Below are 26,737 nucleotides of genomic sequence, written 5' to 3'. Positions count from 1 at the left end.
GCATGGAACGTCCAACCCACCAGCTCAGGATGACGCGGTGGGTTGGTCGGAATTTATCCGACCGTCACGGCGACCGGATGGTGTCGTGGACCGTGCGGCGTGAGCTCGAACGGTCGGTAAGGGTTTCGTAAACAAACGTCCTTAGCGAAGGCTTGCAGCGTGGTCCTGCACCGGAGTTGGGGGCGATGATCAAGACCGAGACCAAGCCGGCCGTCTCGCCGGACGACCTGCTCAAGGCCGTTGTCACCGGCCATGCGGAACCCGCGGTCGACGCCAAGGCCCCGGACGCCGCCGCACCGATGATTGCGGTGATGCGTTCCTTGAAAGCGATCGACCGGAGGACCGTTGCGATCCCCGGCGCCTGCCTGGCGTTCGGTGCGCTGCTCGGCGGCGGCGTCATTGCGATGACCCATGCGTCCGCCCTGTCGAGCGACGCCGTTGCGGCGCTCAGCACGACGCTTGATGCCGGACGTACCGAAACAGCACGTCTCGGCAGCGATATCGCGCAGCTGCACCAAGTCTTGGCTGATCTGCGCGCCTCCACCGACACGGCTCGCAAGGAGGCCTCGACGCGCAGCAGCGCCCTCGGCGAGCGCCTCACGCAGCTCGATAGAAACCTGATGGCCAAGACCGCAGCCCTCAGCGAGCGCCTCGACCAGGTCGAGCGTGAGCAGAACGCCCGGATCGCGAGCCTCGGGGCACAGATCGACCGCCGGGCCGCCACGGTCACGAAAGCCGAGCCGACCCAAACCGGGAGCCTCGCCGAAATCCGAAACACCGAGCCGAAGGCCGTCGAGGCCAAGGTAGCGGAGGCCAAGATCACCGAGGCCAAGATTACCGAGGCAAAGCTCGCCGATACCAAAATCACCGAGGCAAAGCTCGCCGATACCAAGCCGGCCGACGTCAAGAAGGCTTCAGTGGGCGACAAACCCCCTGTGATCGACGCCTGGGCGGTCCGCGAGGTCTATGACGGGATGGCGATCCTCGAGAACCGCCGTCATCGCCTCTTGGAGATTGGGCCGGGCGAGATCCTGCCGGGCTTCGGCCGCGTCGAGGGCGTCGAGCGCCGCGGGCGGGACTGGGTGGTGGTCACCCGCCAGGGCGTCGTGGTCCCGCAGCCCTGGTAGCGGCTCGAAGTCTCAGCGCGACGGGCAAGCCGTCGGAGCCAAGCCTTCAACGGTGACCGGGAATCGCGGCTCCAGGGTCAGAGGATCCGCCAGGGCGGCGGCACGTTCGGCGCGACGGCGACCGTGACGCAGCGCGCGGGTTTGGGCCGCGCGCGTCGGATGCAGAATGGCGGCGAGAAGGGCTTGGCCCTCGAACGCGCTGTCCAAATTCTTCGCTTCGAAGACGGGCATGGCCGGCCTGCTGGATTGCGGTCGCGAACGTCGCCGAAAGCGTCGATTCCAACCGCCCCCCAATAACGGGGATCGTGGTGACAGGTTCCGTCAAGCTTTCGCCCGGAAACCGTTTTTTCACGATCGTTCAAGCCATGCGCGAATTCAGTGCGGCCCCGCACACGCGCTCCGGTATCAGACGAACTGGTTGAGCCCGGGGATCGAGCCGATAATCGGCCCCATCGCGTCCTCGCCGACCTTCTCGCGGCCGAAGGCGAACAGCTCCTGGCCGAGCGGCTGCATCTGACCCATCGGCACGCCGGCCGCCATCAACTTCTGGCCCAGCGCCATGACGCCACCACCGCCCATCATGCCACCGAGCATGCCCATCAGGCCGCCGCCGCCGCTCTCGCCGGCATTGGACTCAGCGATCAGCGATTCGGACCCCGGCAGCGCCGCCAGAAGCTGGTTCACTTCCGTCTCGGGGCCCTCTTTCTGGAGGAAAGCGAGGATGTGACCGATCGCAGTCTGCGCCGTCGCGGCGTCGAGCCCGGTACGGGCGGTCACACGGGCGAGCAGTTCTTCCATGGTGATGATCTCTTCGGAACGTTTCCAGACGTCCTTCGACTCTGGGGCGGCGGAAATCAAGCGCGCGCACCGGGTTGGCTGGGAAAGTCCCGTGGGTGGGCCTGTCCGGGGTGACTTCGAGCCCCCGGGTTCCACATCCCTGCGTGAGCCCGAAAGCGGAACCCGATCATGCGCATCAGCAACGTCGCCGACATCGTCGCCGAGACCCTTCAGGAAGCGGGCGTCGCACGCATCTACGGAGTTGTCGGCGACAGCCTGAATGGGGTCACGGAGGCGTTGCGGGCCCGGGGCCGGATCGAGTGGATCCATACGCGCCACGAGGAAGCCGCAGCCTTCGCGGCGGCGGGGGAAGCGCAGATCACCGGCCGGCTCGCGGTCTGCGCCGGCTCCTGCGGGCCAGGCAACCTGCACCTGATCAACGGTCTCTACGACGCGCATCGCAGCCGCACACCGGTCCTGGCGATCGCCGCCCATATCCCGTCACCCGAGATCGGCTCCGGCTATTTCCAGGAGACCAAGCCCACCGAGCTGTTCCGCGATTGCAGCCATTATTGTGAGATGGTCTCCGATCCGGCGCAGATGCCGTTCGTGCTGGAGAACGCGATCCGCGCCGCCGTCGGGGAGGGGGGCGTGGCGGTCATCGTCCTGCCGGGCGACGTGGCGCTCCGCGAGGCGCCCAAGCGCGCGCTGGCGCCCCGGGCCGGCCTGATCCCGGCGAAGCCCGTGGTGCGTCCGGCGGATCCGGAGCTCGACGCGCTGGCCGCGCTGCTCAACGGCGGCAAGCGTGTCACGCTGCTGTGCGGGCGCGGCTGCGCCGGCGCGCATGCCGAACTCCTGCAACTCGCCGAGGCGCTGAAAAGCCCGATCGTCCACGCGCTCGGTGGCAAGGAGTTCGTCGAGTTCGACAACCCCTACGATGTCGGCATGACCGGCCTGATCGGTTACGCATCGGGCTACGCCGCCATGATGGCCTGCGACACCCTGCTGATGCTGGGCACGGGCTTCCCCTACAAGCAGTTCTATCCGCAGGAGGCAAAAGTGGCGCAGATCGACCTGCGCCCGTCCGAACTCGGACGGCGCTGCCGGATCGAACTGGGCGTCGTGGGCGATGTCGGGGCGACGCTGCGGGCGCTCCTGCCGCGGCTGAAACCCAAGACCGACCGGTCGTTCCTGGATGCCAGCCTGAAGCACTACGCCAAGGCGCGCACCGGCCTCGACGAGCTCGCCACGGGTAAACCGGGCGGGCCGCTGCACCCGCAATACCTCGCCCGCACCATTAGCGAAGCGGCCGCGGACGACGCAATCTTCACCGCCGATGTCGGCACGCCGACGATCTGGGCCGCGCGCTATCTCGCGATGAACGGGAAGCGGCGTCTCCTCGGCTCCTGGGTCCACGGTTCGATGGCCAACGCCCTGTCGCAGGGCATCGGCGCGCAGGCGTGCCAGCCCGACCGGCAGGTGATAGCGCTGTGCGGCGACGGCGGATTCGCCATGCTGATGGGCGATTTCCTGACCCTGCGACAGCACCGTCTGCCGCTGAAGGTCGTGGTGTTCAACAACGGCACTCTGGGCTTCGTCGAGCTGGAGATGAAGGCGGCGGGCTACCTCGAGACCGGCGTCGCCCTCGACAATCCGGACTTCGCCGCGATGTCGCGTGCTGCCGGCATCTTCGCCCTGCGCGTCGAGGACCCGGCCGAGCTGCCCGGCGCCATGCGCGAGTTCCTCGCCTTCGACGGTCCCTCGCTCCTCGACGTCCGCACCGCCCGCAACGAGCTGTCGATGCCGCCCAAGATCGACGGCCAGCAGGTGAAAGGATTCAGCCTGTATGTCCTGCGCGCTGTCATGGACGGACGCGGTGACGCGGTTCTCGACCTCGCCAAGACCAACCTCATCCGGTAGACCACCTGTATCAGTCTCGAACCGTTCCAGACCAACGGAGCGGCGATGCAGGGGGGTGCCAGACCATGCGGGTCGGCCTATTCGTGCCGTGCTACGTCGACGCCTTCGAGCCGGAGGTCGGCATCGCCACGCTGGAACTGCTGGAACGGCTCGGCTGCACGGTCGAGTATCCGTTCGACCAGACTTGCTGCGGCCAGCCGATGACCAACACCGGCTGCCACGCCGAGGCGGCCGCCACCGAAGCCCTGTTCGTCAAGAATTTCTCGGGCTTCGATTACGTCGTGGCGCCTTCCGGATCCTGCGTGCATCAGGTCCGCGAGCACCTGACCGCGATTCCGCAGACCGACGAGGTCCGCCACGTCCGTGCCAGCACCTACGAGCTGGTGGAGTTCCTCCACGACGTGCTGAAGGTTGAGGCGCTGCCCTGGGCCAGCTTCCCGCACAAGGTGGCCTATCACACCAACTGCAACGCGCTGCGCGGCATTCACCATGCGCGGCCCTCGGAGCTGGTGAAGCCCTATTTCTCAAAGCCCCTCGACCTGCTGCGTCTGGTCGAGGGCGTCGAACTCGTGGATCTTGCCCGGCCCGACGAATGCTGCGGCTTCGGCGGCACCTTCTCGGTGTTCGAGCCGGCCGTGTCGGCCAAGATGGGCTATGACAAGGTCGCCGATCAGAACCGTGCCGGCGCGGACTACGTCGTCTCGGCCGATTCCTCTTGCTTGATGCACCAGAAGGGCTGCGCCGAGCGCCTGGGGCTGCCGCTGAAATACATCCACATCGCGCAGGTGCTGAACGGAGCCGCCGCATGAGCGTCGAGGATCTCAATCCCCGGGAGCGCGAGGGTGTCATCCACCCGGAGGTGCGTGCGGGCGACGACGAGAGCGAGCGCTCGCAGGACGGCGCCCGCCTCCAGCACGCCGAGGCCGCCTCGAAGCCGATCCGCGCGCCCAAGGTCCGTGAGCCCCAGCCGCGCGGCGCCAAGATCCGCGGAGACCGGCCGATCAACCAGGCCGAGGCCGCCGAGCGCTTCCTCGCCGCGCCGCTCCATCAGGCAGCGCACGACGAGCGCCTGTGGGACCTGCGCAAGAAGCGCGACGTCTCCGCGCACGGCATCCCGGAATGGGAGGAGCTGCGCGAGTTCGCCTCGCAGATCAAGACGCACACGCTGAGCCACCTGGACCACTACCTCGAGCAGTTCGAGGCCGCCGCGAAGGCCAACGGCGTCCACGTCCACTGGGCGAAGGACGGGGCGGACCACAACCGTATCGTGCTGGAGATCCTGAAGAGCCACGGCGCCAAGACCCTGGTGAAGTCGAAGTCGATGCTCACCGAGGAGTGCGGCTTCCGCCACCACATGGATGCCAATGGTATCGAGGTGATCGAGACCGACCTCGGCGAGCGGATCCAGCAGCTCGACAACGAGGAGCCGAGCCACGTGGTCGCCCCGGCGGTTCACAAGACCCGGATGGACGTGGCCGAGGTTTTTGCCAAAACGCTCGGGACAGACCCCGACAACGACGACGCCCATTACCTCGCCGAGAGCCAGCGCGAGACGACCCGGCCCTACATCCTCAAGGCCGATGCCGGCATGACCGGCTGCAACTTCGCCATCGCGGAGACGGGTTCGGTCGTGACCTGCACCAACGAGGGCAATGCCGACCTCTCCGGCAACGTGCCGCCGCTTCAGATCCACTCGATCGGAATCGAGAAGATCATCCCGAAGGTCGAGCATCTCGGCGTCTTCATCCGGCTGCTGTCGCGCTCGGCGCTCGGCTCTCCGATCACCCAGTACACCTCGCATTTCCGCGCGCCCCGGAAGGGCACCGAGATGCACATGGTCCTGGTCGATAACGGCCGCTCCGAGCGTCTCGGCATGGAGGAGTTCTGGACCTCCCTGAAGTGTATCCGTTGCGGTGCCTGCATGAACACCTGCCCGGTTTATCGGCGCTCGGGTGGGCTGTCCTATGGGGCGACCTATTCCGGGCCGATCGGACTGATCATCGACCCGACCTTCAACAAGCGGAAATACTCGACGCTGCCGTTCTCCTCGACGATGAACGGATCTTGCACCAATGTCTGCCCAGTTAAAATCAACATTCATGAGCAGATCTTTGCGTGGCGCAAAGTGCTGGTCGAAGAGCACCAGATTCCGGCGCTGAAGCAGGGCATGATGAAGGCCGCGGGCGCGGTGCTGTCGCGCCCGGCTGCCTACCGGGCGGCGATCGGCGCCGCGGATTCTGCCTTGAAGGTCCTGCCGCGCTTCGCGGTCTACAACCCGCTCAATACCTGGGGGAAGAAGCGCGAGATGCCCGACGCCCCGCGCCAGACCTTCCACGCCTGGTACAAGCAGAACCGGATGAAGGGGACGCAGCCGTGAGCGCCCGCGACGCGATCCTGGCCGACATCCGGCGGAACCGGCCGGCGGGCGACTTCCCACTGCCGGAGGTGCCGCTGTTCGCCCCGCTCATCGGCGACGATCTCGTGACCGAGTTCGGCGAGCGGCTGGAGCGGATGGGCGGCCGCGTGGCCGAGCCCCAGGCCGGCGACGTCTTCGCAGGGGTTCGCGAACGGCTTGACGGCGCGACGGTCATCGCTTCGGCGGTTCCGGAGTTGACCGGCAACCGCGACCTGCGGGCGGTGCGCTACCCCCAGGAGGTCGAGGATGTCGACGTGGCGGTGGTCCGCGCCGTGTTCGGCATCGCGGAGACCGGTTCGGTGCTGTTCACGCAGGACCAGCTGATCGTGAACGCCGTGGCTTATCTCGCCCAGCACCTCGTCGTCCTGCTCGACCCGGCCGACATCCTGCCCAATGTCCAGGCGGCCTATCGCCGGCCGGAATTCGGGCGCTCGGCCTACGCGGTGCTGCACACCGGCCCCTCGGCCACCGCCGACATCGAGGGCGTGCTGATCCACGGGGCGCAGGGGGTGCGCTCGCTCACGGTCGTGATGCAGCCGAAAACGACCTGAGGCGGAACCGGCGATCGGGCGCGCCCCTTGCTTGGACGACGGAGAAATTGTCGTCCGGCAAGGAGATCCGATGCGCTATACGCTTGGTTGCAGCCTGTCCTACAATATCCTCTCGGACACCACCTTCATCTTCAATCTGGAGGTGGCCAGGCTGAAGAGCGTCGAGATCCTGAGCGAGAGCTTGGTCCTTACGCCGAACCTGAAGCGCGACATCTACATCACGCCCGATCTCCAGAACCGCTATCTCGGCCTCAATGTCCCGACGGGCCAGTTCGCCCTGGAATACAACGCCGAGGTCGACCTCACCGTGCACCGGGCCGATCCGGCGAGCATCAACGAGACGCCGGTCGGGCAACTGCCCCTCGATATCCTGCCCTTCCTGTTGCCGAGCCGCTTCGTCTCCTCGGACCGGCTGACGCCCTTCGCGCTGGCGGAGTTCGGCGCCCTGCCCAAGGGCCATGCCCGCGTGAACCAGATCTGCAACTGGATCCACGATCACATCACTTATCAGCCCGGTACCAGCGACGGGGAGACGACCGCGGACGAGTCGCTGCTCAAGCGTGCCGGTGTCTGCCGCGACTTCGCGCATATCGGCACGGCCTTCTGCCGGGCTTTGGGCATCCCCGCCCGATTCGTGAGCTGCTACGCCCATGGCCTCGTCCCGAGCGATTTCCACGCGGTGTTCGAGGCCTATCTCGATGGGCGCTGGTGGCTGTTCGACGCCACGCGGCAGGCCGATCTCGACGGGCTGGTGCGAATCGGCGTCGGCCGCGACGCCGCGGAGATCGCCTTCTCGACGCCGTTCGGCAACATGCAGCCCGTGAACCAGCAGGTGCGGATCCAGCGCACGGACGGGCAGGGCAGCCCCATGCCGCGCACCGTGGACGCGATCTCGACGGAAATCCCCGCGCCGCATGCCGGGGCGGCCTGAGCGGTCGCGTTCGCCACGCTTTCAGGCACCCTCAGGGTGTTCCGACCGCGCTGTCGGACCTTCGCTGAACTGCGTAAGCCAGACAAAAAGGGGCGAGGGCGAATATGCCCTCCGTGCCGGCGGTGGGGGGCAGATAAGCGTTGGGATGCACGCGTACGGCGGCGATCGAGCAAGGTTTCAGAGCTGTTGCGAGCGCCAGATCGATAAAGACTATTCCCTCGTGCGAGATTTATGCGGCTTTTAACAGCCAGCTCGAAACACTAAAATCTTGTAGAAAGCAGAAAATAGCCTCCATATTTCATCGATGATCTATCCCGTTGGCGCCGCCGATCATTTGAGGCGACCACGTCTGCCGGATGCCATTGACGCATTCTTAACTTGTTGGAACGCCCCGAATTGCCGCGAAGCGTGGCTGTGGCGGGGTCGCAACACCGTAAAACGATCCCGGGTCCGCCCCGAGACCTGCCTGTAAACGCCGCGATCCCGCCATAGTCCGGGCCCACCTCAACATCCGCGGTAAACGGCAATCTCGACAACGCTTTACCGTTAACGAACGAGGTTTCCCGAGCACGTGGAGGATAGGTCCGGCGCATCGCGAACGGCGAAGCGCCGCGGTCTTTCGCACCGTCTCGGGATCGGTTGTGCGAAGGCTCCGTCCGGGCTCATGGTGACGCGTTTGAACGACAAGTCGAAGCTGCCGAGCCGCCACGTCACCGAGGGGCCGGATCGTGCCCCGCACCGCTCCTATCTCTACGCCATGGGTCTGACCCGCGAGCAGATCCACCAGCCGCTGGTCGGCGTCGCCTCCTGCTGGAATGAGGCTGCCCCCTGCAACATCTCGCTGATGCGGCAGGCGCAGGCGGTGAAGAAGGGCGTCGCGGCCGCGAACGGCACGCCGCGCGAGTTCTGCACGATCACGGTGACCGACGGCATCGCCATGGGCCATGGCGGCATGCGTGCCTCGCTTCCCTCGCGCGAGGTCATCGCCGATTCGGTGGAGCTGACCATGCGCGGCCATGCCTACGACGCCCTGGTCGGGCTCGCCGGCTGCGACAAGTCCCTGCCTGGCATGATGATGGCGATGGTGCGCCTCAACGTGCCGTCGATCTTCATCTACGGCGGCTCGATCCTGCCGGGCTCGTTCCGGGGCAAGCCCGTCACCGTGCAGGACCTCTTTGAGGCGGTCGGCAAGGTCGCGGTCGGCGACATGAGCCTCGAGGACCTCGACGAGCTGGAGCAGGTCGCCTGCCCCTCGGCCGGGGCCTGCGGCGCGCAGTTCACCGCCAACACCATGGCGACCGTCTCCGAGGCGATCGGCCTCGCGCTGCCCTACTCGGCCGGCGCCCCGGCGCCCTACGAGATCCGGGACAAGTTCTGCGCCACCGCCGGCGAGAAGGTGATGGAGCTGCTGGCGAAGCAGATCCGCCCGCGGGACATCGTCACCCGCAAGGCCCTGGAGAACGCCGCGACCGTGGTGGCGGCCTCGGGCGGCTCGACCAACGCGGCACTGCACCTGCCGGCGATCGCGCATGAATGCGGCATCGAGTTCACGCTGTTCGACGTGGCCGAGATTTTCCGCCGGACCCCCTACATCGCCGACCTGAAGCCCGGCGGACGCTACGTCGCGAAGGACATGTTCGAGGTCGGCGGCATCCCGCTCCTCATGAAGACGCTGCTGGATCACGGTTTCATGCACGGCGACTGTCTGACGGTCACCGGCCGCACCATCGCGGAGAACATGGACCGGGTGACCTGGAACCCGGATCAGGACGTGGTCTACCCGGCCAACAAGCCGATCACGCCGACCGGCGGCGTCGTCGGCCTGAAGGGCAACCTAGCCCCTGAGGGCGCGATCGTGAAGGTTGCGGGCATGCCGACCGAGAAGCAGGTCTTCACCGGCCCGGCCCGCGTGTTCGACGGCGAGGAGGCCTGCTTCGAGGCCGTCCAGTCGCGCACCTACAAGGAAGGCGAGGTTCTGGTCATCCGCTACGAGGGTCCGCGCGGCGGCCCCGGCATGCGCGAGATGCTGTCGACCACCGCCGCCCTCTACGGCCAGGGCATGGGCGACAAGGTCGCGCTGATCACGGACGGACGCTTCTCCGGCGCGACGCGTGGCTTCTGCGTTGGCCATGTCGGGCCGGAAGCCGCGGTCGGCGGACCGATCGGCCTGATCCGCGACGGCGACATGATCACCCTCGACGCGATCCAGGGCACGCTCAACGTGGCCCTGTCGGACGAGGAACTGGCCGAGCGGCGCAAAGCCTGGACGCCGCGGGGCAACACCGCGACCTCCGGCTATCTCTGGAAATACGCGCAGGGCGTCGGCCCGGCGCTCTACGGCGCCGTCACGCACCCCGGCGGTGCCAAGGAGACGGAGAGCTATGCGGACGTCTAGGACTGACCTCAGCCGGCGCAGGGCGTCGGCCGGGGCCGATCCCGGTCGGTTCCGGTCAGCGGGCAGGGCTGCCCTGGCGGCCTGGGCGCTGGCTTTGCTCGCGCTGCCCACCACGGCGCCTCGCGCCCTCGACGCCAACGTGCGCACGCCGGTCCAAGTGCCGGTGGCCGACAAGAGTTACCGCTCGGCCAAGGATGCGCTCCGGGCCGGCATGCGCGAGTACAATGCCGGCGACAAGCAGGGCGCCGCCCGGGCGCTCGAATACGCGGCCGGTCAGGGCCATGCCCTGGCGCTCTGGAAGCTCGGCCGGATGTATGCCGACGGCGACGGCGTGCCCCATGACGACTTGAAGGCGTTTGAATTCTTCTCCCGGATCGCCGATGCGAGCACCGATGACGGGCCAGATCCGCAGAATTCCGCGGTGCTGGGCAGCGCCTTCACGGCGCTCGGAACCTATTTCCTGGAGGGGATCAAGGGGACCTACGTACGCCCGAATCCCGAGCGCGCCTACGACATGTTCAACTACGCGGCGTCCTATTACGGCGACCCCAACGCGCAGTACAATCTCGCTCGGCTTTACCTCGACGGTACCGGCGTCGAGTCCGATCCCCGGCAGGCGGCGCGCTGGTTCAACCTCGCGGCCGAGAAGGGCCATCATCCCGCCCAGGCGCTGCTCGGCGACATGCTGATCAATGGCCTCGGCGGTGTGCCGATCCAGCGCGTGAAGGGCCTGATGTGGCTCTCGCTCGCCCGGGAGGGCGCGGAGGGCCGCAAGGACGACTGGATCGTCGCGCTCTACGACAAGAACTGGGCCGCAGCCGCCGAGGACGACCGCGCTGAGGCGCAGACCCAGCTCCAGACCGTAGGGTCGATCCGCCGGCGGCGCTGAATGCCGCCGGCGCGGGTCGGCGATCAGCCCTTCTTCGCCTCCAAGGCGGCCCGGAATGACGGCCGCCCCAGGGTGGCATCGATATAGGCGGCGAGCTTGGGCCAGCGCCCGGCATCGATCCGGGCTTCGGCCAAGTGGAAGTTGTAGAAGCTGGTGGCGACTGAGATGTCGGCAATGCTGAACGCCTCGCCGACGAGATACGGGCCGGCGATCTCGCCCTCCAGATAGTCGAAGAGCGGCGGCAGATCCTTCTCCAGGGCCTTGGTCACCGCCTCCTCGTTGGTGGCCTGCTTCATCATGTTGGGCTTGAGCACCCGCTCGACGAACGGGACGATCAGCTTCCCGAACAGTTCGGTGTCACCGAATTCGTCGAACCAGATGGCGCGGCCGAGGGCCTGCGGATCGGCCGGGACGAGGGCCGGGCTCGGGTGCTTGCGCTCCAGATACCACAGGATGGCCGAGGAATCGGCGAGGTGGAAACCGTCATCCTCAATCGCGGGGATCTTGCCGAACGGGCTGGCCGCCTGGAAGTCCGCGTCGGGCGCGTGAAACATCACGGGCCTGTGCTCGTAGGCGATGCCCTTCTCGGCGAGGGAAACGAGGACCTTGCGGACGTAGGGCGAATAACCGGTGCCGTAGACGATCAAGTGAAACTCCTACACTGCTGAGCCGGCCGGATGCCAACCGGCACGCGATAGCGTCAAGCGCGGGGAAAAGCGTCAGGCCGCCGCCAGTTCCACCGTCACCGGAACGTGGTCCGACGGCTTGTCCAGCCCGCGCAGGTGCTTCTGCACCGCAGCCGAGACCAGCCGGTCGCTCGCCTGCGGCGAGAGCAGCAGATGGTCGATGCGGATGCCGGCGTTCCGCTGCCAGCAGCCCGCCTGATAATCCCAGAAGGTGAAGAGCCCGTCGCGCGGGTCGCAGGCCCGCAGACCGTCGGTATAGCCCTCGGCCAGCAGGGCGCGGAACGCCATGCGACTCTTGAGGCGGAACAGCGCGTCGGATCGCCACGCCTCTGGATCGGCGGCGTCGGCGGGTTCCGGGATGACGTTGTAGTCGCCCGCCAGCACCACCGCGTACTCATCCTGCATGAGCGCCCGCCCGTGGAGCCGCAGCCATTCGAGAAAGGCGAGCTTGTAGGGGTATTTCGGGCTGTCCACCGGATTGCCGTTCGGCAGGTAGATCGAGGCGACCCGCACCGGGCGCGTATCGTCGCCGGTGATCAGCGCTTCGATGTAACGGGCCTGATCGTCCTCTGCATCGCCGGGCAGCCCGCGGCGGATCTCGCCCATCGCGAGCGGCGCGCGGACCAGCAGGGCGACACCGTTATAGGCCTTCTGGCCCAACGTCTCGACCGCGTATCCCGCCGCCTCGACCTCGGCGCGGGGGAACGCCGCGTCCTGACATTTGAGCTCCTGCAGACAGACCACATCGGGCTTGGCCTCATCGAGGAAGGCCAGGAGGTGGGGCAAGCGCTGCTTGATTGAGTTGACGTTCCAGGTCGTGATCCGCATCGCCTCGCATCCGGTGGTCGCAGCGCCGTCATCCGCGCTTCGCGTCGCGCTGGCAAGGCCGATTGGTCGCGGATCGGATGACCACCCGCTCCGGCACGCCATTCGCCCGGCCGTCCGGGCGTCCAGGGAGTTCCGGATGGATTGGTTCGAGCCGGTGAGGGCCTATTGCGAGCGGGCCAGCGCTGGATACTGGGCAGAACCGGTCAATGCGCTGTCCAATGGGGCGTTCCTCGTCGCGTCCGTCGCTGCGGCACGCCGTGCCGCGCGGGCGGAGCCACCGGACCGCGCAGGTCTCTCTCTGGCTGGCCTGATCGCGATCGTCGGGTTCGGCTCCTTCCTGTTCCACACGCTGGCGGTCTACTGGGCGATGCTGGCCGACGTGATCCCGATCGCATTGTTCATCAATGCTTATTTTGCGCTGGCGCTGGGCCGGTATCTGGGCTTGCGGCCAGTGGGCGTCGGCGCGGCCACCGCGGGTTTCGCCGGATTCGGCTTCATCCTCAAGCCCGCCCTCGATAGCCTGTGCGGGCGCGACGTCTCGACGGCGACCAACGGGTCGATCGACTACGTCCCGGCGCTGCTCGCGCTGTTCGGGATGGCCGCTGCGACCTTCCGCCGGCCGGAGGCCCGTCTCCCCCGCACCGGGCAGCGACTCGCTGGGATCGGCGCGGTCTTCCTGATTTCACTTACCGCACGCACCCTCGATCGAGCGGCCTGCACGGTCCTGCCGATCGGAACGCATCCGCTCTGGCACATCCTGAATGCCGTGGTCCTCTACGCTCTGGTGGCGACTGCCATCCGGCATCGGGAAACCGCAGGTTGAGGCGCGCCCTCGTACGGGGCCATTTCCTTGCGGCGCGGGCGATTTTCTTGCAGAAGTTCGCGGCATCGGGCGCCGGGTTCCTCGCGGTGGCCCGGGCACGGAACAGGTCATGACAGTGAGTTTTCGCCTCGGGATCGCCGGGCTCGGCACCGTCGGTGCGTCCGTGGTCCGGATGGTGGAACGCCGCCGGGCGGCGCTGGCCGCGGCGGGACTCGATATCCGGGTCACCGCAATCTCGTCCCGCGACCGGAGCCGCGACCGCGGCCTCGATACGGCGGGCATGGACTGGTTCGACGATCCGGTTGCGCTGGCGCGATCGGGCAGCGTCGACGGCGTGGTGGAGCTGATCGGCGGGGCGGAAGGCGTCGCGAAGGCGGTCGTCGAGGCGGCGCTCGACTCCGGCAAGCCCGTGGTGACCGCCAACAAGGCCCTTCTCGCCCGTCACGGTGCGTCGCTCGCGGCGCTCGCAGAGGCGCGCAGCGTCGCACTGGCCTTCGAGGCGGCGGTGGCCGGTGGAATCCCCGTGATCAAGACCCTTCGCGAGGGGCTACCCGGCAACGCCGTCAGCCGCGTCTACGGAATCCTCAACGGCACCTGCAACTACATCCTGAGCCGGATGGAGCGCGAGGGCCTGACTTTCGAGGCTTGCCTCAAGGACGCGCAGGCGCTGGGCTATGCCGAAGCGGATCCAACCTTCGACGTCGAGGGCTTCGACACGGCCCACAAGCTCGCGATCCTGACGAGCCTCGCCTTCGGCACCGCAGTCGACGCCGAGGGCGTGTCGGTCGAGGGAATTTCCCGCGTTCAGCCCCTCGACCTGCGCATGGCCGATGAACTCGGCTACCGGATCAAGCTGCTCGGCGTGGCGCAGCTGACCGAGGCCGGGATCGAGCAGCGGGTGCACCCCACCATGGTGCCGAAATCCTCGGCGATCGCGCAGGTCATGGGCGTCACCAACGCGGTGACCATCGACGCCGACGCTGTCGGCGAACTGACCCTGATCGGCCCCGGCGCCGGCGGCGAGGCGACGGCCTCTGCGGTCGTGGCTGATATCGCCGACGTGGCGCGCGGGATCGTGCGCCCGACCTTCGGCATCCCCGCCGCCACGATGCGCGCCAGCGAACGCGTCGAGATGCAGCGCCACGAGGGTGGCTACTACATCCGGCTCACGGTCCACGATCGGCCGGGCGTGGCCGCCGGCGTCGCGCAGCGGATGGCCGAGCGGGAGATCTCCCTGGAGAGCATCCTGCAGCGTCGCACCGAGGGTGGTGGCTCGGATCCGCGCGGGCGCTCGGGCCGACCCGTGCCGCTCGTCCTGATCACCTACGCGGCCACCGAGGGCAGCATCCGCGACGCCCTCGATGCGATCGACGCGGTTGGGCTGCTCGCCGAGCCGCCGCAGGTGATCCGGATCGAACGCGAGTGACCGCGTCCCGCGGTCGACAAGGCTTGACCGCGCGAGACTCGAAGGTCGTTGAGGAAGATCGGCCAGCCTCGCGAAACGATCCCGTGCGAGATACGCAGATGTAATCTAGATTATGGGCCCGCCTTAAACGGAGCTTAGGCTGAACGTCGATCGCCGATAGGCGTTTACATCGGGATCCGACAAAAGATCGGACCGGGACATAGGCAGGAAACGATGGCCGACGCTCTGAAACCCGCTTCGCGCGGGGTCCCGCGCATGCTCGCCTTGGAACTCGCCCGCGTGACCGAGCGGGCCGCCATCGCGGCGGCGCGGCTGCGCGGCAAGGGTGACGAGAAGGCTGCCGATCAGGCTGCGGTCGATGCCATGCGCGATGAACTCAACAGCCTGCCAGTCCGCGGCACGGTGGTCATCGGGGAGGGCGAGCGCGACGAAGCCCCGATGCTGTTCATCGGTGAGCGGCTGGGACGCGGCGAGGGCCCAGAGGTCGACATCGCCGTCGATCCGCTCGAAGGCACGACGCTCTGCGCCAAGGACATGCCCGGGGCGATTGCCGTCATGGCGATGGCCGAGCGCGGTTCGCTGCTCGCTGCGCCAGACGTTTACATGCAGAAGATCGCCATTGGCCCGGGCTATCCGCCCGGTCTCGTCGATCTCGATGCGAGTCCAATCGACAATGTCCGTGCGCTTGCCCGGGCCAAGGGTGTTCATCCGCAGCAGATCACCGCGCTGATCCTGGACCGGCCCCGTCACGCGGCGCTTGTGGCTGAGGTGCGGGAGGCCGGGGCCGCGGTTCGCCTGATCTCGGATGGAGACATCGCCGGAATCATCTTCACGGCGAGTCCGGAGGAGACCGGGATCGATCTCTATCTCGGGATTGGCGCAGCGCCGGAGGGCGTGCTCGCGGCGGCGGCGATGCGGTGCATCGGCGGCCAGATGCAGGGTCGCCTTATCCTCGACACGCCCGAGCGCCGCCGCCGGGCCACCGAGATGGGCATCGTAGATCTCGACCGGAAATACGATCTCACCGATCTGGCGAGCGGCGACGTGATCGTGGCGGCCACCGGCGTCACCGACGGCGCGCTGCTGCGCGGTGTCCGCTTCCGGCCGGACCGGATTCAGACCGAGACGGTGGTCTATCGATCCGAGGCCGGCACCGTGCGCCGCATCCTGGGGGAGCATCGGCGCGGGTTGACCTGAGGTCTCAAGAGGCCGCCCTTTCGGGATATCGGGCGGACCGGTGTGGATGAAGATGCCCGGATACGGGCCGGCGCCGGTTCCACTGACGCTCCACCCGCCCGGGGAAGCGGCAGGGCCTCGGGCCTTCGTATCACCCCGAAGAGCCGGTGGCCCTCCGGGGTGACGCCCCGCTTCAGAGGCGGCTGTCCGCCGAGCGGCCCCGCTGCGCGGGCGGGTTCGCAGAAGCCTCGGCCGTGCCGCCGCCGTTCAGCACCACCACCTTGGTGCCGACCGTGACGCGGCTGAACAGGTCGATGGCGTCCTGATTGATCATCCGGATGCAGCCGGAGGACACGCTCTTGCCGATGGAGTAGGGCTCGAGGGTGCCGTGAATGCGGAACAGCGTGTCCTTGTTGCCCTGCCAGAGATACATGGCCCGGGCACCGAGCGGGTTGCGCAGGCCGCCCGAGACGCCGAGACCGCTCTGCAGCTTGTCCACCTCGCTCGCGAGCTTCGGACTGCGGGCGATCATCTCCTTGGGCGGATACCAGTCGGGCCACGCCTGCTTCGAGTTGACCGTGGCGCTGCCCGACCATGAGAAGCCCTGCTTGCCCACGCCCACGCCGTAGCGGCGGGCCCGGCCGCCCTCCTGGACCAGGGTAAGCTGGTGCGCGCGGGGATCCACGATGATCGTCCCGGGCTCGTAGGGTCCGTGATAGGCGATCTCCTGGCGCAGGAACGCCGGGTTCATCTTCTTGTAATTGAACGCCTGGATTGGGAACACGTCGTCGCTGACCGGCCCGTAGATCTTGGCGTAGTCAATCGGGTCGTTGTCGGGGGCGCGCAACACCGCCTTCGCCTTGGCGGCCTCCAGGGGCGACAGACCCTCGGCGGTGGCGGCAGTGCCCGGGCGAGCCGGCGCGACCGGCTCATCACCGAACGAAGCGGAGGCTGCCGGAGGCTGGGGCTGCACGGCCTGACGCGGCGCGACAGGGCGCACGAAGTCGGTGCGGCCGGCATACGGCAGGTAGCGGCCGCCCCGGCGCACGTAATACGCGCCGTTCTGGTCCTGGTAGAGCTGCCCGTCATCACCGAACCCATCGATGCCAGCCTCGCCGACCGGGCCGCGGCCCTGGGCGTGAGCGGCGGACGCGACGGCGAGAACGGCGAAGCCGGCCAGGAGTAGGCGACGGATCGGGGCGGGCATGGTTTAAAATTCCTCGGCGGCGACGCCCGGACACGTCCAGGTGCGCAATCGAGCCGGCCTGCACGAAGACATGGCTCAGCTCATCCCGTGGCTTAGCAAATATCGCGCTTCGGCGCCAAGTTGCCGGCAACCTGTGCGGGCACATCACGGGCCGTCACGGCCGCGTTCTTCACGCTTGTGTGGCCCACATGCAGCAATCGCCCCGCACCGCATCGACACAACCGCCCTCTGCCGCCTGTTTGCTCGGCAGCATTGCCTCGATCAGCGGCAGCCTCGGCTGAACGCGCGACCTGCCGCTCAGGGGTGCCGCCGGCTCGGCGCGACCGGGCGCGGCACGAAGAGGAATGTTCGGCAGACTGGTCCCGCGATCTCGTTCACCCCCTCATCCTGAACGACCGGAGCGAGGCGCAGGTCTCGAAGGAATCCTTCGATCGGCTGCGCGATTCCTGGAGCGCTCCTTCGAGGCCGCTGACGCAGCCATTCCGGGAGGCGGTGGCGGGTCAGACAGCGGCCGTACCGCGTCCGCTCCAGCAAGCGACCCGATTTCGGGCTTCTCTGAACTGGCACGCTTGCTGCTTAGACGACTGCGCCGCGCCTGCTGCGGCGGCGGAGCAACGACGCTCCAGACAGCGGACGGTGTGAGTCCGGATCCCCGGCATGAGCGACCGCGTGACGGTTCGCCTTTCTATGACGAGCACCCGCAATGGCCAGCTTCAAGACCGTGATGAAGTCGGGTCACCCCCCGACGCTGTTCGCCGCATTCCTCTACTTCGATTTCTGCTTCGCGATCTGGGTCCTGAACGGCGCCATGGGCCCGTTCATCACCGAGACCTACAAGCTGACACCGGCTCAGACCGGCTTCATGATCTCGCTGCCAATTCTGGCGGGTGCGCTGATGCGTTTCCCGCTGGGCGTCCTGGCTCAGTATATCGGCCGGAAGAACGCTGCGATCGTCGAGATGAGCGTGATCATGCTCGCGATGGCCTACGGCTATCTGTTCGTCTCCTCCTACAACGACGTGCTGGCCATGGGCGTGCTGCTCGGTATCGCGGGCGCGTCCTTCGGTGTGGCGCTGTCGCTCGGCTCCGGTTGGTTCCCGCCGGAGCATAAGGGGCTCGCCATGGGCATCGCCGGCGCCGGCAATTCCGGCACCGTTCTGGCCGTGCTGTTCGCCCCGCCTCTGGCGCAGGCCTATGGCTGGCAGACGACCTACGCCTTCGCGGGCCTCGTCATGTTGTTGCCGCTGGTGGTCATGATCGTCCTGGCCAAGGAGCCGCCGGATAACGAGCACCAGTCGTTCAAGGAGCACATCTCCTGCCTGTTCACGAAGGACGGCTGGGCGTTCTCGCTGATCTACGTCATCACCTTCGGCGGCTTCGTCGGCCTGTCGAACTTCCTGCCGACCTTCTTCTACGAACAGTTCGCCGTGACGAAGGTCGAGGCCGGGCGGCTGACCATGCTGGCGGCCTTCATGGGCTCGGGCATCCGGATCGTCGGCGGCTATTTCGCCGACCGAATGGGCGGGATCGCGGTTCTGTCGGTGGTGCTGCTCGGTGCCATCGCGACCTTCCTGTCGCTGACCGCGACTCCGTCGCTGGCGCTGACGACGCTTCTGTTCATGCTCTGCTTCGCGGCGCTCGGCGCCGGCAACGGCGCGCTGTTCCAGCTTGTGCCCCTGCGCTGGCCGGCGAACACCGCGGTGGCCGGTTCGATGATTGGCGAGATCGGGGCGCTCGGCGGCGCGATTCTGCCGAACGTCATGGGCCTGTCGAAGCAATATACCGGCTCGTTCTCGCTCGGCTTCATCGGCTATGCCGCCTTCACGGCCGTCGTGCTGGGCTGCCTCGCCCTGTGGCAGCGCAAGTGGGTCGGCAACTGGGTCGGGCCGCGCGGCAAGGCGATGGGTGCGGCCCCTGACGGGCAGACTGAGCAGCTGCGGCCGGCAACCGCTTAGAGCTCTGTCCGCCGGAGTGGACACCGGCTCCGCGCAAGAGCGCACCGCGCAACAACAGCGTCGCGCCCCGCGCGATTGCAACGCGATCGGGCAGGGCTCCGAGCCGAGACAGATCAATTGACCTCAAACGGGGGCCCTCGCGGCCCCCGTTTTCGTCGGAGCCCCATCACCGGGCCTCGGACAAGCATAATTCCCGGTTGCCATTCGGCTCCCGAAGCGTTTGAATAATGCATTACGAGAGAGTGCCCAACCGCAGGTTGAGGCACCAGGCGGTCGTCAGCGGCGGCGCCCCGATGGGAAGGAACGGTCGATGTCGAAGCGCTTCAGCGCCACAAACGGCGTGCTCGGCCTGCTCTGCGTGATGTACTTCATCACCTATCTGGACCGGGTGAATATCGCCACGGCTGGCGCCGAGATCATGCGCGATTTCGGCATGTCGAAGACCGATTTCGGCCTGATCCTGTCGGCCTTCGCCTACCCTTATGCGATCTTCCAAGTGATCGGCGGCTCGGTCGGCGACAAGTTCGGTGCCCGGCGCACCTTGCTGGCCTGCGGCGTGATCTGGGCGACCGCCACGATCCTGACCGGTATGGTCGGCGGGATCGCGAGCCTGTTCATGGCGCGCGTGCTGCTCGGCTTCGGCGAGGGCGCGACCTTCCCGACTGCCACCCGCGCCATGCAGAATTGGACGGCGCCCGGCAAACGCGGCTTCGCCCAAGGTATCACGCACGCGTTCAGCCGGCTGGGCAACGCCGTGGCGCCGCCGATCGTCGCCTTCCTGATCTGGCACTTCGGGTGGCGCACCAGCTTCGTGATCCTGGGCGCACTCAGCTTCGTCTGGGTGGCGATCTGGTACACCTATTTCCGCGACGACCCCTCCGACCATCCGGCGATCACCCAGGCCGAACTCGAGACATTGCCCCCGCCGCGCAAGGTCGGAGCGAAGCAATCCGTGCCGTGGGGTGCGTTGACCCGCCGGATGCTGCCGGTCACGGTCACGTACTTCTGCTACGGTTGGACCCTGTGGTTGTTCCTCGGCTGGCTCCCGAGCTTCTTCAAGGAAAATTACAGCCTGGACCTCAAGAATTCGGCTTTGTTCGCCTCGGGGGTGTTCTTCGCTGGCGTGGTCGGCGACACGGTCGGTGGCATGATGAGCGACTTCATCCTGCACCGCACCGGCAAGGTGAAGCTGGCCCGGCTCTCGGTGATCGTGGTCGGCTTCCTCGGCGCGGCCGCGAGCCTTGCGGGCGTGTTCATGACCCGCGACCTGACGCTCGTCGCGCTGCTCCTCTCCTCGGGCTTCTTCTTCGCGGAACTCGTGATCGGGCCGATCTGGTCGGTGCCCATGGACATCGCGCCGAAATATGCCGGCACCGCCAGCGGCCTGATGAACACCGGTTCGGCCGTGGCGGCGATTATCTCCCCCATCGTGTTTGGTGTGATCGTCGATCTGACGGGGAGCTGGACCTTGCCGTTCGTCGGCTCGATCGGCCTGTGCTTGCTCGGCGCCGGCCTCGCCTTCACGATGCATCCCGAGCGCGAATTCGTTGAGCCGGCCGAGCGCCCGCTCGGATCCGCCGCAACAGTTCAGCCGGGGGAGTAGGTCTGCCATGACGGAGATGACGGGGCGTTCCGGCCCGCTCGCCGGCATGCGGGTGATCGAACTCGCGCATATCATGGCCGGCCCGGTCTGCAGGCTGATGCTCGCCGATATGGGGGCGGAGGTCATCAAGGTCGAGAAGATGGACGGCGACGATACCCGCCGCACTGTCCCGCCCGCCCTGGAGGGCGAGAGCGCCGCCTACATGATGATGAACCGCGGCAAGCGCGGCATCAGCCTCGATCTGAAGGATCCGGATGGGATCGCGGTGCTGCGCCGCCTGCTCAAGGGCGCCGACGCGCTGATCGAGAATTACCGCGGCGGAACGATGGAGCGCCTCGGGATCGGCTACGAGACGCTGCGTGAGGAGTTTCCGGAACTCGTCTACTGCTCGCTCTCCGGCTTCGGCCGCACCGGCCCCTATGCCGACCGCGCCGGGTTCGACCTGGTCGCCCAGGGCATGAGCGGCCTCATGTCGGTGACCGGGGAGGGGCCGGGCCGTCCACCGATGAAGTGCGGGCCGCCGGTGACCGACATCACCGCCGGCATCCTCGCCGCGATGGGCGTGCTGGCGGCCTATTCCAACCGGCTTCGGACCGGGAAGGGACAGGCAGTCGACACCTCGCTGTTCGAGGCCGGGATCACCCACACCTACTGGCAATCGGCCATCGCCATGGCGACCGGGATTGCGCCCGGCCCGATGGGCTCGGCCCACCCGCTGAACGCCCCCTACGAGGCGTTCGAGACTTCGGACGGCTGGATCACCATCGGGGCGGCCAACCAGACCAACTGGCTGCGCCTGCTCAAGGCGATCGGCGCCGACGCCCTGGCCGAGGATCCGCGCTTCGTCCTGAACCGCGACCGGATGGCCAACCGGCAGGCACTCGCCGCGACGCTGGCGCCGATTTTCAAGGCGCACGCATCCGCCGAATGGCTGGCCCGGCTCGAGGCCGGCGGCGTCCCGGCCGGGCCGGTGCTCGACGTGAACGCGATGCACCGGGATCCGCAGACCCGGGCGCGCGAGATGGTCGTCGAGATCGATCACCCGCGGGTCGGGCGGATGAAGACGCTGGGCCTGCCGGTGAAGTTCTCCGACACGCCCGGCCGCGTCCACGGGCCGGCCCCGTTGCTCGGCGAGCATTCCCGGGCAATCCTGGCTGAAGCCGGCTATGGGCCGACCGAGATCGACAGCCTGATCACGCGGGGCGTCGTCCGCGAGACCGTCGCCTGACCCGACGCCCGGAGACCGTTCCAATGAGTGCCACGCCCGAAACCGACGAGTTGCTGTTCACCATCGACGAGGCCGGCATCGCCCGGATCGTGCTGAACCGGCCGCAGGCGCGCAACGCGCTGACCTTCGCGATGTATCAGGGCCTGATCACCTGCTGCGAGGCGATCGCCGAGAACCCGGCCGCGAAGGCGCTGATCATCACCGGCGCCGGCGACAAGGCCTTCGCGGCCGGCACCGACATTGCGCAGTTCCGCGCCTTCAAGACCGCCGAGGACGCGCTGGGTTACGAGCGCTTCATGGATCGGGTGCTCGGCACGCTGGAGCGGCTGCGGGTGCCGACCATCGCGGCGATCGCGGGGGCCTGCACGGGCGGGGGCGCTGCGATCGCGGCCGCCTGCGACCTCCGTATCGCCACCCGCGACGCCCGGTTCGGCTTCCCGATCGCCCGGACGCTCGGCAACTGCCTGAGCCAGGGGAACCTCAAGCGCCTGTCCGGACTGATCGGCGCCGCACGGGTCAAGGACATCATCTTCACCGCGCGCCTCGTCGGCGCCGAGGAGGCGCTGGCGATCGGGCTCATCAGCGAGATGGTCGAGGATCGGGCCGCGCTCACCGAGCGAGTCGATACCCTTGCGCAACTGCTCGCCGGCCACGCGCCGCTGACCATGCAGGCGACCAAGGAAGGTCTGCGCCGCCTCGCCGAGGAAGAGACGCCTGCCGAGGGCGAGGCACATCCGGGCGATGACCTGATCCTCATGTGCTACATGAGCCAGGACTTTCGGGAGGGGATGGAGGCGTTCCTCGGCAAGCGCGTGCCGAACTGGTCGGGGCGCTGAGGCTCAGCCGGCCGCCGCGCAGATATCTACCCAGGTGGCGGCGGTCAGCGCGGCCATCCGCTCCGGGGCGATCCGGACCGCGCTGTGCGGGCTTCCGGCGGCCGGCACGACCTCATCGAACGCCTTGAGCGAGACGTCGCAATAGACCGTCAGGGGCGCGCTCAGGCCGAACGGGCAGACGCCGCCGACCGGATGGCCGGTGATGGGCTCGACCTCGGCGAGATCCAGCATCCGAACCTTGCCGCCGAGGGCCGCCTTGGCCTTCCTGTTGTCGAGGCGGGCATCACCGCGGGTCACAACCAGGACGACCCGATCGCCGATCCGCAGCGAGAGCGTCTTGGCGATCTGCGCCGGCGCGACGCCATGGGCGGCGGCGGCTTCCGCCACGGTCGCGGTGCGGGTCTCCAGTTCGAGGACGGCGATATCAGGCGCCCTCTCGGCGAAGAACGCCCGGACGGAGTCGAAGCTCATCGGTGTTTCTCGTGCAGGGGCAGGCTTGATCGCATCAAGCACTCAACTGAGCCGCAGCTCGGCAGCTATGCGAACGCCAGATGCCCGCTCACTCCTTCAGCGGCCGTGCCTGCAGGATCGCCGCTCGGACGAAGGGGCGCTTCAGCGACGTGCCGACATTCGCGCGCCCGACGAATTCCTGCGCCCCGGGGTGGCTACGCACCGCCTTGACGAGGTTCACCCGGTGGCCACTTCGGAACCGGTAAGGCTCGGCCACCACACCCTGCAGGAAGGCCTCGACGCTCGCGTCGATCTCATCCTCGGCGATGATGTTGGCCGCGTGCAGCATCTGGATCGTCCGGAGATCGGTCATTTCCCGGTGATAGCGCGACGCAGGCGGCGACGCGACCCGCTGCGCCGCCTACCGCGTCGTCGCCAGCAACAGATCCGGCAGCCACATCGCGATCCCCGGCACGAGGCACAGGATCAGGATCGCCACCGTCATCAGCAGCACGAAGGGCAGGGTGCCCCAGATGATGTCAGAGAGCGGGATATCCGGCGCGATGTTCTTGATGACGAAGATGTTGAGCCCCACCGGCGGGTGGATCAGCCCCATCTCCATGGTGATGGTCATCACCACGCCGAACCACACCAGATCGAACCCGGCGGCCTTGAGGGGCGGCAGGATGATCGGTGCCGTCATCAGGATGATCGAGACCGGTGGCAGGAAGAAGCCCAGCACGATCACCAACGACAGGATCGTCACCAGCAGGACCCAGGGCGAGAGCTGCATCGCCACGATCGCCTGCGCGGCCGATTGCGAGATGTGCAGGTAGCTCATCACGTAGGCGTAGAGCAGCGACATGCCGATGATCAGCATCAGCATGGTGGATTCGCGCAACGTCGCGGTCAGGATCGGGCTGACGTCCCGGAATCGCCAAACGCCGTAGATCGCGGCGATCAGCGCCAGCGCCAGCAAGCCACCGAGCCCCGCCGTCTCCGAAGGCGTGGAATAGCCGCCATAGAGCGCCACCATCACGCCGGTCAGCAGCACCACGAAGGGCAGCACCCGCGGCAGCGTCGAGAAGCGCTGCGCCATGCTGTACTGCTCGTCCGCCAGGATCGGCGAGGCCGGGCCGCCGCGCTCCAGAGCCGCCTTGGCGGTCGCGTATTCCGAGCGGAAGCGGATCATCGACCACGTGGCGAACAAAGAGACGAGGAGCAGCCCCGGCCCGATACCGGCCAGGAACAGGCGCCCGAGCGATTGCTCCGCGGCCACCGCGTACAGGATCATGGTGATCGAGGGCGGCAGCAGGATGCCCAGCGTGCCGCCGGCCGCGATGATCCCGGCCGCGAAGCCCGGCGAGTAGCCGCGCTTGCGCATCTCCGGGATACCGGCTGAGCCGATCGCCGAGCAGGTCGCCGGGCTCGAACCCGCCATGGCGGCGAACAGCGCGCAGGCGAAGACGTTGGCGATGCCCAAGCCGCCGGGGATGCGGTGCATCCAGGCATGCATGGCCGAGTAGAGATCCTGGCCTGCCCGGGACCGTCCGATCGCCGCACCCTTGAGGATGAAGAGCGGGATCGACAGCAGGGTGATCGAGGCCATCTCCTCGTAGACGTTCTGCGCCACCGTATCGAGGGAGGCGCCCGGCATGAACGCCACCATGAAGGCCAGCGCCACGAAGCCCAGCGCGAACGCGATGGGGATGCCCGACAGCATCGCCCCGAGGGTGGCACCCGCGTAGAGGAAGCCGATCGCGGCGGTGCTCATCGTTGACCCTTCGCGGTGACCGTCCGGCCCATCGGATCCGGCCCCTCCGGCGCGATCGTCTGGTTGAGATCAGCACCCAGGCCGATCTTCGGTTTCGCCCAGCCGGCGGCCTTCGGCCCGTAGGCCAGCGCCTCGGCGATCTGCAGGACGAATTGCAGGCACAGCAGGCTCATGCCGGCTGCCATCAGCGTGTAGGGAATCCACAGCGGCGGCCCCCATGTCGATTGCGAAACCTGACCGTCGGTCCAGGCCTCGTGGTCGAGGGACCAGCTCTTCCACGCGAAGAACAGGCAGAAGGCGAGGCTGATCACGTCGGCGAGCAGCAGCCGGACCCGGTTGGCACCCGGCGGCAGCAGGCCCGTCAGGGCCTCAATCGCCACATGGCCGCGCTTGGCCTGAACCCCGGCGGCCGACAGGAAGGTGGCCCCGATGATCAGGAATACCGCCATCTCGTCCTGCCACTCGGTCGGCTCCTTCAGGAGGTAGCGGACGACGACGCTGTGGGTCAGCACCAGGCAGGCTGCCACGAGGCAGAGACCGCCGATCCCGAGGATCACCCGGTTCAGCAGGCGCATCGCCCGGTCGAAGACGCCCAGCAGTCCAGGCAGCCGTGGCTCGTCGCCGGCTCGGGATTCGGCGGAAGCCGTCGCGGCGTCGAAGCCGTGGCTCACGCGACCTGCTCCGCGAGCTTGAGCAGCTCCGCGCAGTTGGCGTTCTTGGCCGCGTAATCCTTCCAGGCCGTGCCACGGGCGAGGTCGCGCCATTCACCCAGGGACTTCTCGTCGAGCTGCGAGACCTTGGCGCCGGCCTTGGAGAAAATCTCCTCGACGCGCGTATCGTCTTCCTTCGCGCCGGCCTGCCCGAACGCCTCGAGTTCACCGCCCACCGCCATGATCAGGTCCTGCTGCTCCTTCGGCAGACCGGTGAAGACGATCTTGGACATCATGATCGGTTCGAGCATGAACCAGTAGGAGCGTTCCCGGCCCGAGGTCAGCGCCTTGGCCAGCTCCTCCAGGCGGAACGAGATCAGGCTGGTCGAGGAGGTGATGACCGCGTCGCAGGCGCCGGTCTGCATCGCCGCGTAGGATTCGTTCGACGGGATCGAGAGGGTGGCGGCGCCCGCCTCCTTCATCATCATGTCCATTTCGCGCGAACCGCCGCGGACCTTCATGCCCTTGGCGTCGGCCGGGCTGACGAGGGGGCGCTCACGGCTCGCGACCCCGCCTGCCTGCCAGACCCAGGAGACGAGGATGATGCCCTTGGAATCCAGGATCTCGGTCAGCTTGCGGCCGACCGGCGCGTTCTTCCAGGCGATCGCCTGCGCGTAGGAGGTCACCAGCGCCGGCATCAGCCCGATATTCATTTCGGGCACCTCGCCGCCCGCATAGGGGCTCGGGTAGAGCGACATGTCGAGGGCGCCCTTCCGCATGGCGCCGAACTGGGCGTTCGTCTTCATCAGCGAGGAGCCGGGATAGACCTGGATCTCGATCGCACCTTTGGAACGCTCCGCGACCGTTTTGGCGAATTTCCGGCACATGCGATCGCGGAAATCGCCCTCGTCGATGGTCCCGCCGGGAAACTGGTGCGACAGCTTCAACGTCGTGGCGGCCTGCGCAGAGCCCAGACCAAACCTCAGCAGGGCTGGTGCTGCAAGTGTTGCTGCAACCAACGAGCGACGAGTAGGCGTCATGATGCTCTCCCGCACCGCAAAATAACACGGCTTCATTGTTGTGCGGTGCA

Annotated in this window: 25 protein-coding genes; 15 read left to right on the top strand and 10 right to left on the bottom strand. The window is 67.5% G+C overall.

The window, feature by feature from the left end; all coding sequences use genetic code 11:
* Positions 1-185 precede the first annotated feature (185 nt).
* Positions 186-1,127, top strand: coding sequence for a hypothetical protein (locus tag MKK88_RS04305; protein ID WP_243997369.1), 942 nt, complete (start codon positions 186-188; stop codon positions 1,125-1,127).
* 12 nt (positions 1,128-1,139) lie between these two features.
* On the opposite strand, the gene MKK88_RS04300 is transcribed toward MKK88_RS04305, so the two are convergent.
* Both MKK88_RS04300 and MKK88_RS04295 read right to left on the bottom strand, forming a co-directional pair.
* Positions 1,140-1,358, bottom strand: a complete 219-nt coding sequence (locus MKK88_RS04300; protein WP_243997368.1) for a hypothetical protein — start codon at positions 1,356-1,358, stop codon at positions 1,140-1,142.
* Between the two features lie 174 nt (positions 1,359-1,532).
* The gene (locus MKK88_RS04295) at positions 1,533-1,925 is read right to left on the bottom strand and encodes a DUF2267 domain-containing protein (protein WP_007562002.1); all 393 of its coding nucleotides are present in this window, start codon (positions 1,923-1,925) and stop codon (positions 1,533-1,535) included.
* A gap of 168 nt (positions 1,926-2,093) precedes the next feature.
* Here MKK88_RS04295 and poxB point away from each other — a divergent pair, with 168 nt between their 5' ends.
* The 7 genes from poxB to MKK88_RS04260 all read left to right on the top strand — a co-directional run bounded on the left by poxB (position 2,094) and on the right by MKK88_RS04260 (position 11,006).
* Positions 2,094-3,824: a ubiquinone-dependent pyruvate dehydrogenase gene (gene poxB, locus MKK88_RS04290; protein ID WP_243997367.1), complete on the top strand. Its 1,731-nt coding sequence runs from the start codon at positions 2,094-2,096 to the stop codon at positions 3,822-3,824.
* A gap of 65 nt (positions 3,825-3,889) precedes the next feature.
* On the top strand, positions 3,890-4,633 hold the full coding sequence (locus MKK88_RS04285; RefSeq protein WP_243997366.1) for a (Fe-S)-binding protein: 744 nt from the start codon (positions 3,890-3,892) through the stop codon (positions 4,631-4,633).
* Positions 4,630-6,201, top strand: a complete 1,572-nt coding sequence (locus MKK88_RS04280) for a lactate utilization protein B (RefSeq protein WP_243997365.1) — start codon at positions 4,630-4,632, stop codon at positions 6,199-6,201. The genes MKK88_RS04285 and MKK88_RS04280 overlap by 4 nt, the downstream gene beginning before the upstream one ends.
* Complete coding sequence (locus tag MKK88_RS04275; RefSeq protein ID WP_243997364.1) at positions 6,198-6,791, top strand: lactate utilization protein C; 594 nt, start codon at positions 6,198-6,200, stop codon at positions 6,789-6,791. The genes MKK88_RS04280 and MKK88_RS04275 overlap by 4 nt, the downstream gene beginning before the upstream one ends.
* Before the next feature lie 70 nt (positions 6,792-6,861).
* Positions 6,862-7,722, top strand: a complete 861-nt coding sequence (locus MKK88_RS04270; RefSeq protein WP_243997363.1) for a transglutaminase-like domain-containing protein — start codon at positions 6,862-6,864, stop codon at positions 7,720-7,722.
* A gap of 664 nt (positions 7,723-8,386) precedes the next feature.
* On the top strand, positions 8,387-10,117 hold the full coding sequence (gene ilvD, locus MKK88_RS04265; protein WP_243997362.1) for a dihydroxy-acid dehydratase: 1,731 nt from the start codon (positions 8,387-8,389) through the stop codon (positions 10,115-10,117).
* Positions 10,104-11,006, top strand: a complete 903-nt coding sequence (locus MKK88_RS04260) for a tetratricopeptide repeat protein (RefSeq protein WP_243997361.1) — start codon at positions 10,104-10,106, stop codon at positions 11,004-11,006. The genes ilvD and MKK88_RS04260 overlap by 14 nt, the downstream gene beginning before the upstream one ends.
* A 23-nt stretch (positions 11,007-11,029) precedes the next feature.
* Here MKK88_RS04260 and MKK88_RS04255 read toward each other — a convergent pair whose 3' ends face one another.
* On the bottom strand, positions 11,030-11,653 hold the full coding sequence (locus MKK88_RS04255; RefSeq protein WP_243997360.1) for a glutathione S-transferase family protein: 624 nt from the start codon (positions 11,651-11,653) through the stop codon (positions 11,030-11,032).
* Positions 11,654-11,725: 72 nt separating this feature from the next.
* On the bottom strand, positions 11,726-12,520 hold the full coding sequence (xth, locus tag MKK88_RS04250) for an exodeoxyribonuclease III (protein ID WP_243997359.1): 795 nt from the start codon (positions 12,518-12,520) through the stop codon (positions 11,726-11,728).
* A gap of 136 nt (positions 12,521-12,656) precedes the next feature.
* Between xth and MKK88_RS04245 the strand changes: the two genes are divergently transcribed.
* From MKK88_RS04245 to glpX, 3 genes are all read left to right on the top strand, one after another.
* Entirely contained in the window at positions 12,657-13,343 is a 687-nt protein-coding gene (locus MKK88_RS04245; protein WP_243997358.1) for a ceramidase domain-containing protein, read from the top strand.
* 109 nt (positions 13,344-13,452) lie between these two features.
* On the top strand, positions 13,453-14,769 hold the full coding sequence (locus tag MKK88_RS04240; RefSeq protein ID WP_243997357.1) for a homoserine dehydrogenase: 1,317 nt from the start codon (positions 13,453-13,455) through the stop codon (positions 14,767-14,769).
* A gap of 213 nt (positions 14,770-14,982) precedes the next feature.
* Positions 14,983-15,966: a class II fructose-bisphosphatase gene (glpX, locus tag MKK88_RS04235; protein WP_243997356.1), complete on the top strand. Its 984-nt coding sequence runs from the start codon at positions 14,983-14,985 to the stop codon at positions 15,964-15,966.
* A 172-nt stretch (positions 15,967-16,138) separates the two neighbouring features.
* On the opposite strand, the gene MKK88_RS04230 is transcribed toward glpX, so the two are convergent.
* Complete coding sequence (locus MKK88_RS04230; RefSeq protein ID WP_243997355.1) at positions 16,139-17,152, bottom strand: L,D-transpeptidase; 1,014 nt, start codon at positions 17,150-17,152, stop codon at positions 16,139-16,141.
* 703 nt (positions 17,153-17,855) lie between these two features.
* Here MKK88_RS04230 and MKK88_RS04225 point away from each other — a divergent pair.
* The 4 genes from MKK88_RS04225 to MKK88_RS04210 all read left to right on the top strand — a co-directional run bounded on the left by MKK88_RS04225 (position 17,856) and on the right by MKK88_RS04210 (position 22,773).
* A complete protein-coding gene (locus MKK88_RS04225; RefSeq protein WP_243997354.1) occupies positions 17,856-19,106 on the top strand; it encodes a nitrate/nitrite transporter in 1,251 nt (416 codons plus the stop codon).
* 310 nt (positions 19,107-19,416) lie between these two features.
* Positions 19,417-20,709: an MFS transporter gene (locus tag MKK88_RS04220; protein WP_243997353.1), complete on the top strand. Its 1,293-nt coding sequence runs from the start codon at positions 19,417-19,419 to the stop codon at positions 20,707-20,709.
* Positions 20,710-20,716: 7 nt separating this feature from the next.
* Positions 20,717-21,937, top strand: a complete 1,221-nt coding sequence (locus MKK88_RS04215) for a CaiB/BaiF CoA transferase family protein (protein WP_243997352.1) — start codon at positions 20,717-20,719, stop codon at positions 21,935-21,937.
* 23 nt (positions 21,938-21,960) lie between these two features.
* Positions 21,961-22,773: an enoyl-CoA hydratase/isomerase family protein gene (locus MKK88_RS04210; protein ID WP_243997351.1), complete on the top strand. Its 813-nt coding sequence runs from the start codon at positions 21,961-21,963 to the stop codon at positions 22,771-22,773.
* 3 nt (positions 22,774-22,776) lie between these two features.
* Here the strand turns inward: MKK88_RS04210 and MKK88_RS04205 are convergent, their stop codons facing one another.
* From MKK88_RS04205 to dctP, 5 genes are all read right to left on the bottom strand, one after another.
* Positions 22,777-23,244, bottom strand: a complete 468-nt coding sequence (locus MKK88_RS04205) for a YbaK/EbsC family protein (RefSeq protein WP_243997350.1) — start codon at positions 23,242-23,244, stop codon at positions 22,777-22,779.
* Between the two features lie 88 nt (positions 23,245-23,332).
* Positions 23,333-23,596 (bottom strand): hypothetical protein, encoded by a 264-nt coding sequence (locus MKK88_RS04200; RefSeq protein ID WP_243997349.1) that lies wholly within the window; start codon positions 23,594-23,596, stop codon positions 23,333-23,335.
* 48 nt (positions 23,597-23,644) lie between these two features.
* Positions 23,645-24,997: a TRAP transporter large permease gene (locus MKK88_RS04195; protein WP_243997348.1), complete on the bottom strand. Its 1,353-nt coding sequence runs from the start codon at positions 24,995-24,997 to the stop codon at positions 23,645-23,647.
* Positions 24,994-25,668, bottom strand: coding sequence for a TRAP transporter small permease (locus MKK88_RS04190; RefSeq protein ID WP_243997347.1), 675 nt, complete (start codon positions 25,666-25,668; stop codon positions 24,994-24,996). Before MKK88_RS04190 ends, MKK88_RS04195 begins: the two co-directional genes overlap by 4 nt.
* Positions 25,665-26,687, bottom strand: a complete 1,023-nt coding sequence (gene dctP, locus MKK88_RS04185) for a TRAP transporter substrate-binding protein DctP (protein WP_243997346.1) — start codon at positions 26,685-26,687, stop codon at positions 25,665-25,667. The genes MKK88_RS04190 and dctP overlap by 4 nt, the downstream gene beginning before the upstream one ends.
* Positions 26,688-26,737: the final 50 nt, after the last annotated feature.

Source organism: Methylobacterium sp. E-005 (assembly GCF_022829725.1).
Lineage (GTDB): Bacteria > Pseudomonadota > Alphaproteobacteria > Rhizobiales > Beijerinckiaceae > Methylobacterium.
The sequence above is the reverse complement of the archived record's forward strand: the minus strand, read 5'-3'. Positions and strand labels throughout refer to the sequence as shown.